Annotated in this window: 8 protein-coding genes and 1 tRNA gene; 6 read left to right on the top strand and 3 right to left on the bottom strand. The window is 63.7% G+C overall.

The window, feature by feature from the left end:
* Nucleotides 1–801 (top strand): S-methyl-5'-thioadenosine phosphorylase (gene mtnP, locus VEK15_12210; GenBank protein ID HXV61453.1); only part of this gene is annotated, 801 nt, incomplete at its 5' end.
* A 17-nt stretch (nucleotides 802–818) separates the two neighbouring features.
* Nucleotides 819–1727, top strand: coding sequence for a PfkB family carbohydrate kinase (locus VEK15_12205; protein HXV61452.1), 909 nt, complete (start codon nucleotides 819–821; stop codon nucleotides 1725–1727).
* Nucleotides 1728–1743: 16 nt separating this feature from the next.
* On the opposite strand, the gene VEK15_12200 is transcribed toward VEK15_12205, so the two are convergent.
* Nucleotides 1744–1818: transfer RNA gene (locus VEK15_12200), tRNA-Val, on the bottom strand.
* Nucleotides 1819–1890: 72 nt separating this feature from the next.
* Between VEK15_12200 and VEK15_12195 the strand changes: the two genes are divergently transcribed.
* A complete protein-coding gene (locus tag VEK15_12195) occupies nucleotides 1891–3132 on the top strand; it encodes an MFS transporter (protein HXV61451.1) in 1242 nt (413 codons plus the stop codon).
* A 1-nt stretch (nucleotide 3133) separates the two neighbouring features.
* Here the strand turns inward: VEK15_12195 and VEK15_12190 are convergent, their stop codons facing one another.
* Complete coding sequence (locus tag VEK15_12190) at nucleotides 3134–3730, bottom strand: PilZ domain-containing protein (protein HXV61450.1); 597 nt, start codon at nucleotides 3728–3730, stop codon at nucleotides 3134–3136.
* Between the two features lie 178 nt (nucleotides 3731–3908).
* On the opposite strand from VEK15_12190, the gene VEK15_12185 reads away from it, so the two are divergent.
* The 3 genes from VEK15_12185 (at nucleotide 3909) to VEK15_12175 (ending at nucleotide 6304) form a co-directional block, all read left to right on the top strand.
* Nucleotides 3909–5060 (top strand): sialidase family protein, encoded by a 1152-nt coding sequence (locus VEK15_12185; protein ID HXV61449.1) that lies wholly within the window; start codon nucleotides 3909–3911, stop codon nucleotides 5058–5060.
* Between the two features lie 8 nt (nucleotides 5061–5068).
* Entirely contained in the window at nucleotides 5069–5461 is a 393-nt protein-coding gene (locus VEK15_12180; protein ID HXV61448.1) for a hypothetical protein, read from the top strand.
* 132 nt (nucleotides 5462–5593) lie between these two features.
* Complete coding sequence (locus VEK15_12175; GenBank protein ID HXV61447.1) at nucleotides 5594–6304, top strand: Crp/Fnr family transcriptional regulator; 711 nt, start codon at nucleotides 5594–5596, stop codon at nucleotides 6302–6304.
* A 63-nt stretch (nucleotides 6305–6367) separates the two neighbouring features.
* Here VEK15_12175 and VEK15_12170 read toward each other — a convergent pair.
* A partial coding sequence (locus VEK15_12170) for a tetratricopeptide repeat protein (protein ID HXV61446.1) occupies nucleotides 6368–7618 on the bottom strand: 1251 nt, incomplete at its 5' end.

The raw sequence follows: 7618 nt of genomic DNA, 5'->3' as shown, positions 1-7618 counted from the left end.
GACGTCGAGACGGTCGAGCTCGAGACCCCCTTTGGAAAACCGTCGGCTCCTTACGTCTTGGGCCAGCTCGAGGGCAAGCCGGTGGCATTTCTCGCGCGGCACGGCGAGGGCCATCGCCTCCTGCCGAGCGAGCTGAATTTCCGCGCCAACCTTTTCGGATTCAAGTTGCTCGGCGTCGAGCACGTCCTCTCGGCAAGTGCCGTCGGCTCTCTCAGAGAAGACATTCACCCCCTCGACGTGGTCGTGCCCGACCAGTTCATCGACCGGACGCGCGGGCGGGTGTCGACTTTCTTCGGAAACGGGATCGCGGCACACGTGGAGTTCTCGCGACCGTTTTGCCAACGGCTGTCGAACCTGGTTCATGAAGCCGGTATCGAGGCGGGGGCACGGATGCACCGAGGCGGGATCTACGTTTGCATCGAAGGCCCTCAGTTCTCGACGCTGGCGGAGTCGGAGCTCTACCGCTCCTGGGGAGGGCACATCATCGGGATGACGAACCTCCAGGAGGCCAAACTGGCTCGTGAAGCCGAAATGAGCTACGCGACCCTCGCGCTCGTGACCGATTATGATTGCTGGCACGTGAGCCACGCCTCGGTCACGGTCGAGCAGGTGATCGAGAACCTCTTCAAGAACGCGGAAGCGGCCCGTCAGATCATCACTCGAACCATCGCCCGGTTGGACCTCACCGAGCCGTCGCCGCACGCGAACGCGCTCGCGACCTCGATCATCACTCAGCGCGATTTCATCCCCGAGCACATCAAGCGCGATCTGGCGCCGCTCATCGGCAAGTACATCGATTAGCTCCCCGAGCGAGAAAGGTGTCGATACTCGTCGTCGGATCCGTCGCCTTCGACGATCTCCAAACCCCGACGAAAGTGGGGAAGGATGTTCTGGGAGGGGCGGCCACCTACTTCGCGCTCTCGGCCTCGTTCTTTACCGACGTCAACGTGGTAGCGGTGGTCGGAGACGACTTCACCGACACCGAGCGAAGCGTCTTCGAGGGACGGTCGATCGATCTCGCCGGGCTCGTGACCAGCAAAGGGAAGACCTTTCGCTGGGGAGGGAAGTACAGTGACGATCTCTCGAAGCGGGAGACGCTCTATACCGAGCTCGGGGTATTCGAGACCTTTCGGCCGGATATTCCCCGGCACTTCGAGCAGTCGTCGCTCGTCTTTCTGGCGAACATCCACCCGTCGCTCCAGCTGAGCGTGATGGAGCAGATACGCGAGCCCTTGCTCATCGGTGCCGACACGATGAACTATTGGATCGAGAGGACGCCCGCCGAGCTTCGCACGATGCTCGAAGGAATCGACCTCCTCGTGATCAACGACGAAGAGGCGCGGCAATTGGGCGACGAGCACAACCTCGTGAAAGCCGCTGCCAAGATTCGCGCCATGGGTCCGGGTACCGTCGTCGTCAAGCGTGGCGAGCACGGGGTGCTCTGTTTCCGGGAAGAGGAGCGCTTCGCCACCGTGTCGTATCCGCTCGAGACCGTCGTCGACCCAACGGGCGCGGGGGACAGCTTCGCCGGGGGGCTCATGGGATACCTCGCCACCCACACCGAGCTCACCGATCGAGTCGTGCGTCAAGCCATTATTTTCGGGAGCGTTCTCGGCTCGTTCTCGGTGGAGGACCTGGGGACCGCGAGACTCCAGAGGTTGACCCGCGAAGAGGTGTACGAGCGTTATCAGGCGTTCAAGGAACTGACGGATTTCGCTCCCGTGTGAGCCGGTTCCGCCCAAATGGTGGGCGATGCAGGATTTGAACCTGCGACTTCTACCGTGTGAAGGTAGCACTCTCCCGCTGAGTTAATCGCCCTGAATCAGGGCTCAAAGCTAACAAAAGCCAGGTGCGTCGGTCAAGAAGGAGGTGAGATACTGACGGCGACGGATTCGCGTCCGCGGGGAGGAACGGCTGAGCCTGCGAAAACTCTGGGTCCTGTTTCTGAACGCCTTCCTCGACATGCTCGGTTACGCGATGGTTTTCCCCCTGCTGCCGATCTACGCCGTTCGGCTCGATGCCGATGCCGCGCTGATCGGCCTGATGGTGGCCTCGTTCTCCGTGGCGCAGGTGGCCGCCTCGCCGCTCTGGGGCCGAATGTCCGATCGGCTCGGCAGGAGACCGGCGCTTCTGGTGAGTCTTTTTGGCTCCGCGCTTGCCTTTTTCATTTTCGCCTACGCCGACTCGATCGGGATGCTCTTTCTGTGCCGGATCGTCCAGGGGGCGAGCGGTGGAACGACCGGGGTCATGCAGGCCTACGTGGGAGACTCGGTGCCGCCCCAGGACCGGGCCAAGGCGCTCGGATGGCTCTCGGCGGCGACCAACTCGGGGGTCATGATTGGGCCGGCACTCGGTTCGGCCGTGTGGGTCTTCGGTGCCCGTATTCCCGGCCTGCTCGCGGCGAGTCTCTGTCTGCTGAACCTCGTGTTCGCCTTCTTCTTGCTTCCAGAGTCGCGCACGACCGATGGAGATGCTGGGACGGGCCGAAGAAGGCCTATCCGAGCGATGTTCTGGGAGACGGTTCGTCACCCCGGGCGCGAGACGTCGGAGCTCATCGTGATCTACGCCGTGGCGATGACGGCGTTCAGCTCGATGACGGCGGTTCTCGCCCTCTATCTCATGCATCGATTCGCCATCGACGAGTCGAATATCGGCTATATCTTCCCGCTTCTCGGCGCGGTGTCGGTTTTCATGCGGGCCGGAGTGCTGGGGAGTCTGGTCATGCGCTTCGGGGAAGTCCGACTGATGCGAGCCGGAGCGCTCCTTCTCGCCGTCGGCCTGTTCTGCCTGCCGTTGCCGAACAATGTCGCCCTGTTCGTCCCCGTCATGCTCTTGATGCCCATCGGCACCGCGCTTCTGTTTCCCGCCACGAGCGCGCTGCTCAGTCAACGCTGCCAGAAGAGCGAGCTCGGCCAGGTGATGGGCGTCCAGCAGGCGTTCGGAGGTCTGGCACGCATCTTCGGACCGATTTGGGCCGGCGCCGCTTTCGGACGATTCGGCCCCGGGGTGCCGTTCGAGGTCGCGGGGGTCGTGGTGTTCCTCGTCTCTTTGCTCGCCGCCAGGGTTCGCCCGGAATCGCGAGAGTACGGTGTCGTCACCGTGCCGCCAGCGTCCGAGACCGGCGAGGGCTGATTCAGACCGTTAGGTGACGCGCGTCGATCCAGCTCGGCCGAATCACAGCAGGGCTGCTCCGAGAGAGACGGTCCCGCAGAAACCCGGTGATGCAATCGTCGAGCTGTACCTCGGCGATCTCCTGAAGATCCCGAAACCGGCAACCCATGCCGCGCCACGGAAGCGCTCTCGACTTCTGAGACCAGACGACGTCGGCGGGAGTTTCGAACAGGTGCTCGAAGCCGCGACCGAGGTTCGGCATATACAACGTGAGCCGAGCGCCGGGATCGACGGTGACATCCGATCCGACGAACAATCCGCCGTGGCTCAGGTTGGCCGATTGAGCGGGCGCGTAGGTGTCATCGTGGCAGAAGAACAGGCTCATCCGGAGCGGGACTCGCAGCGCAAACCGGCGCGGCAGGAGCGCCCGGATCTCTTCGACGTCGTAACGCTCCGACGAAGGGACTCGCTGTGACTCCCGCCGCATCATGAGCTCCTCGTAGAACGTCTTCAGATCCGAGAAGCGCCGCTCGGAAGCGCGGGGAAGCGTACCGCCCCTGTGGATTTTGGCCACGGTGAGCTCGCTGAGCTCGCGAATCAAATCGATCTCGCGTTCCATGCGCTCGATTCTCCTGGATGCGCGTCGGAGCTTCTGTGATCGACGCCGTGGGACTTCCGCCGGGCGTGGTTGTAGCCCGTTTCCCGCAACTGCGGGGCTCAGGGGCCAACGGCTCTGCAGGCCAGAACACCGCACCGGCTCCGACCGGCAAAGCCTTCTGGATATACTTCGCACGGCGATGAAGAATGCATGGGCCAAGGGCCTCTGGTTGTCCTTCGTGGTGTTCGCGTTCGTGCTCGCTTTCAGCCGGGTGCGCCCGAGGCCGCCCGCCGAGTTTCGGATCGACGACACCACGGGACCCGTTTCGGTCGGGACCGTTGCCCTCGACAACTACACGGCCTCCTCGGGATCCACTCCGGAGGTCCACGCCGCCACGGCGGTGGAGCTCGCGTCGGGGCGTATTCGCGCGTTCTGGTACGGTGGGAGCCGCGAGGGAGCCAAGGATGTATCGATCTACACGGCCGTTTTCGAGCCGCAGACGGGCCGTTGGAGCGCCGATGAGGTACTGGTCAGCCGCAGGTCGGCGGGCAGAGAGCTCGGGCGCTATATCCGCAAACTCGGCAACCCGATGGTGACCCGCGACGGGAACGGGCGCCTGTGGCTTTTCTTCGTGAGCGTGAGCGTGGGAGGTTGGTCGGGAAGCGCAATCAACTACAAGGTGTCGGACGACGAGGGCGCAAGCTGGTCTCGCGCCCGCCGGTTGGTCACCTCACCTTTTCTCAACCTTGGCACCCTCGTTCGCGGGGCCGCGTTTCTGTATCGAGACGGGACGATGGGCGTTCCGGTTTACCACGAGCTCATCGGCAAATTCGGGGAGCTGCTCCGCTTGGATCCGGATGGACGGATCGTGTCGAAGACCCGTCTGTCGTGGGGACGATCGCTCTATCAACCCGTGGTCGTACCGTTGACGTCGAGCGACGCCGTCGCGCTCTTTCGCCAGAGCCATGCGCGGCTGGCCCGCGTGTTCTCGGCAAGGAGCTCCGACGCTGGCGTGAGCTTTACTTCACCCGAGCCAACTACGCTCGCGAACCCCGATGCCGGGATTTTCGCCCTGCGGTCCGGTGAAAAACAGGTCCTCGTCGCCTTCAACGACAGCGAGGTGGATCGAAGGAATTTGAAGCTCGCGCTCTCGGGGGACGGTGGACGGACGTTTCGGATCGTGTTCGAAGTCGAGCCACCCTCAAGGAGTGACGGCGGCGCACCGAGGCTTGCTTATCCCTGGCTCCTGGAATCGCGCATTGGGGAGCTCCACCTCCTGTACACATGGGACCGGAAGCGAATCGAGCATGTGCGCTTTCGGGGTGCGTGGCGGCACGCCCTCGCACGATGATCGCGGGATTGAGCACCACGACCTTGCTGCTGGCGGCAGCGACTCTCTTCACGAGGTATGTCTGGCGCGAGCTAACGACGCGGGAAGAGCTGCGGGTTCTCTACTGGACTGTGATCGCCGCCTCGTCGTTCCTCTATCCGATGGCGCTCGGTCTCGGTCCCTATGACCCCTACGATCTGGGGTTCTCCGGTGCGCCGGTGATGCTGGTCGGACTGGCTTTGCTCACCGCCTCCGCGTTCGTTGCCGGGAAGAAACTTCTGCTGGCCGCGGTCGTCGCCGCCGTGCTGTCGTTCGGACTCGAGCTCGGAGCGTCGGAGAACCTCTGGGACTATCTCGTGGATCCGTGGCTTTTCGTCTATGCCTGCTACCGCATCGCGCGGGAGCGGTTTACGAACGTTTGACGAGCCTCCAAGATCCGGTAAACGCGAAGCCGCGATCACGAAGCGACATCAGTCAACCCTTTTCTGTTCAAAGGGTTAGTGACTGCCTGTCCTGGCATCACATTTGCACCATGCCACCCGACGAAGGAGTGGATGATGCTGGGAACTGCTGTGGCGATAGACGTCAAACGGTCGCTCTCCCTCGTGAGCGAGATACGCGAGTCGCTCGACGCCTTCGGTCTGCCTGCCAGACGGGTGCGACTTCCGAGACGTCGCCTGTTCTCCTTGCAGGAAGGAGCCCTCAGCGGACTTCATCTGCTGATCGAAGGCCGCGCCAAGCTGCTGAGGTTCTCGGATGGAGGGCGGGTAATTCTGCTGGACCTCGTCGACGCCGGGGACGTGTTCGGCGAGATGTCACTCGTGGGTGACGAGACCATGGAGTCATCCACCTACGTGGAGGGGATAACCGATAGCCGTGTCGAGACCGTTTCTCCGCTTTCCATGGAGCGCATCGTCGCGCGAAAACCAACTCTGGGCCTATCGATCGCACGTCTCATCGGCCGTAGACGAATCGAGATCGAGCGAAGGCTCCTCACGCAAGTCTTCGAGAGGGTTCCCTTGCGTCTCGCGCGCCGACTCCTCTGCCTTGCCGAACGCTACGGACTCCCCGAAGCGGCCGGCGGCACCTTGCTCGACGTCGCCTTGAGCCAGCAGGATCTCGCCAATTGGATCGGGGCCAGCCGCGAGATGGTAAGCCTCACCCTGTCGGATTTTCGCCGGCGGGGCGCTCTGCGCTCGAGCGGGCGGAAGCTCGTCGTCGATGTAACGATGCTGCGCGCAATCGAAGCGGGAGAGACCGCTTAGACCAGCCTCCGGGGCCGGGCTCTGATTCCCTGCTTCCGCTACAAAGATCGTCGAGGGCCGGGCTCAACGCCGGTGTCCCTGACGATTAGGCGAGGAGGACGAACGCAGCCAGGCTTCGTAGCCGGGAAGGCTGCGGACGCTCGCGAGGTCGTCGTCGCGCTCCACCAGGTAAAAGCTCACGCCGTTCTCGACGGCACGTCGCAGTAGGGGGAGCGCCTCCTCGGCCCGTCCTGCGAGCGCGGCAACGACCGACTGAGCGTAGAGCACGTCTCCGTCGTCGGGCGCGAGCGCGAGCGCCTCGTGGATGTGTTGCTCCGCGCGGCCGAGCTGACCGATCTTCATCATGCACACCGCGAGATCCGTGAGCGCGACGACATCCTTCGGATTGACCTCCAGATCCTGCTCCAGGAGCGAGACGGCCGTCCCATAGGATGCCTTGGCGCTATGCATCTGTCCCATTCGGGTATAGGTGTCACCGAGATTTCGGTGATACAAGGCGCTCCGCGGAAACAGCTCGATGGCATGCCGGTAGGCCTCCGCCGCATCCTCGAATCTGCCGTCCCAGTAGTGGATGGTGCCGAGGTTCGAGTACGACCCGGCGGTCGGTGCGATTTGCAGCGCCTTCTCGTAGTTCTGCCGCGCGCCCTCCAAATCGCCCGTGATTTGGAGCAGGGTCCCGAGCGCCTGGTAGCCCGACGTGCTGTCCGGCTGTAGCTGGGTGACGGTCTCGAAGGCTTGGTTCGCCTCGTCGTAGCGACCCATGCGCAGGAGGAGGATTCCGCGCCGTTGGTGGTTTCTCCAGTATCCGGGCCGGCGCTCGATAGCCTGGTCGTAGGCCTGAAGCGCCTCCTCCATCCTCCCGAGTTCACTCAGGACGCCTCCCATCAATCGGTACGCGTCGTCCCCGTTCGGCTGGAGCGAAATCGCGCGCCTGAGATCCTCGAGTGCGAGGTCCGCTCGTCCGGTGCCGTTGTGTACGAGGGCCAGGGTTAGCCAAACCCTCTGCTGGGAGGGCGCGAGCGCCAGCGCCCGCTCGCTGGCCTGGATAGCCCGGTCGACCCAAGCCGGCTCTCCGGTTCGACTGTACAGACCCCAAAAGGCCTCACCCAGACCGGCCTGCGCCTCGGCCAGGTCGGCGTCCTTCACAAGGGCCGCCTCGAACGCGGATACGGCTGCCTCGACGTCTTCCGGACGGTCGGAATGCTCGAGCAACGCGCGCCCACGCCAATACTCGGCGAGCGCGTCGACGTCGGACCCGGCCCGAGGCCCGAGACGGGCGGACGCCTCGGGACTGAGGCGTATCTGAAGCCCGCC

Source organism: Vicinamibacteria bacterium, from assembly GCA_035620555.1.
In the GTDB taxonomy this organism is placed as follows: domain Bacteria; phylum Acidobacteriota; class Vicinamibacteria; order Marinacidobacterales; family SMYC01; genus DASPGQ01.
The sequence above is the reverse complement of the archived record's forward strand: the minus strand, read 5'-3'. Positions and strand labels throughout refer to the sequence as shown.

What these genes read in the sequence shown, in the direction of transcription:
- VEK15_12190 (HXV61450.1), bottom strand. Translation starts at nt 3,730, where the DNA reads ATGGAACGCGAGATCGATTTGATTCGCGAGCTCAGCGAGCTCACCGTG.
- VEK15_12185 (HXV61449.1), top strand. Translation starts at nt 3,909, where the DNA reads ATGAAGAATGCATGGGCCAAGGGCCTCTGGTTGTCCTTCGTGGTGTTC.
- VEK15_12175 (HXV61447.1), top strand. Translation starts at nt 5,594, where the DNA reads ATGATGCTGGGAACTGCTGTGGCGATAGACGTCAAACGGTCGCTCTCC.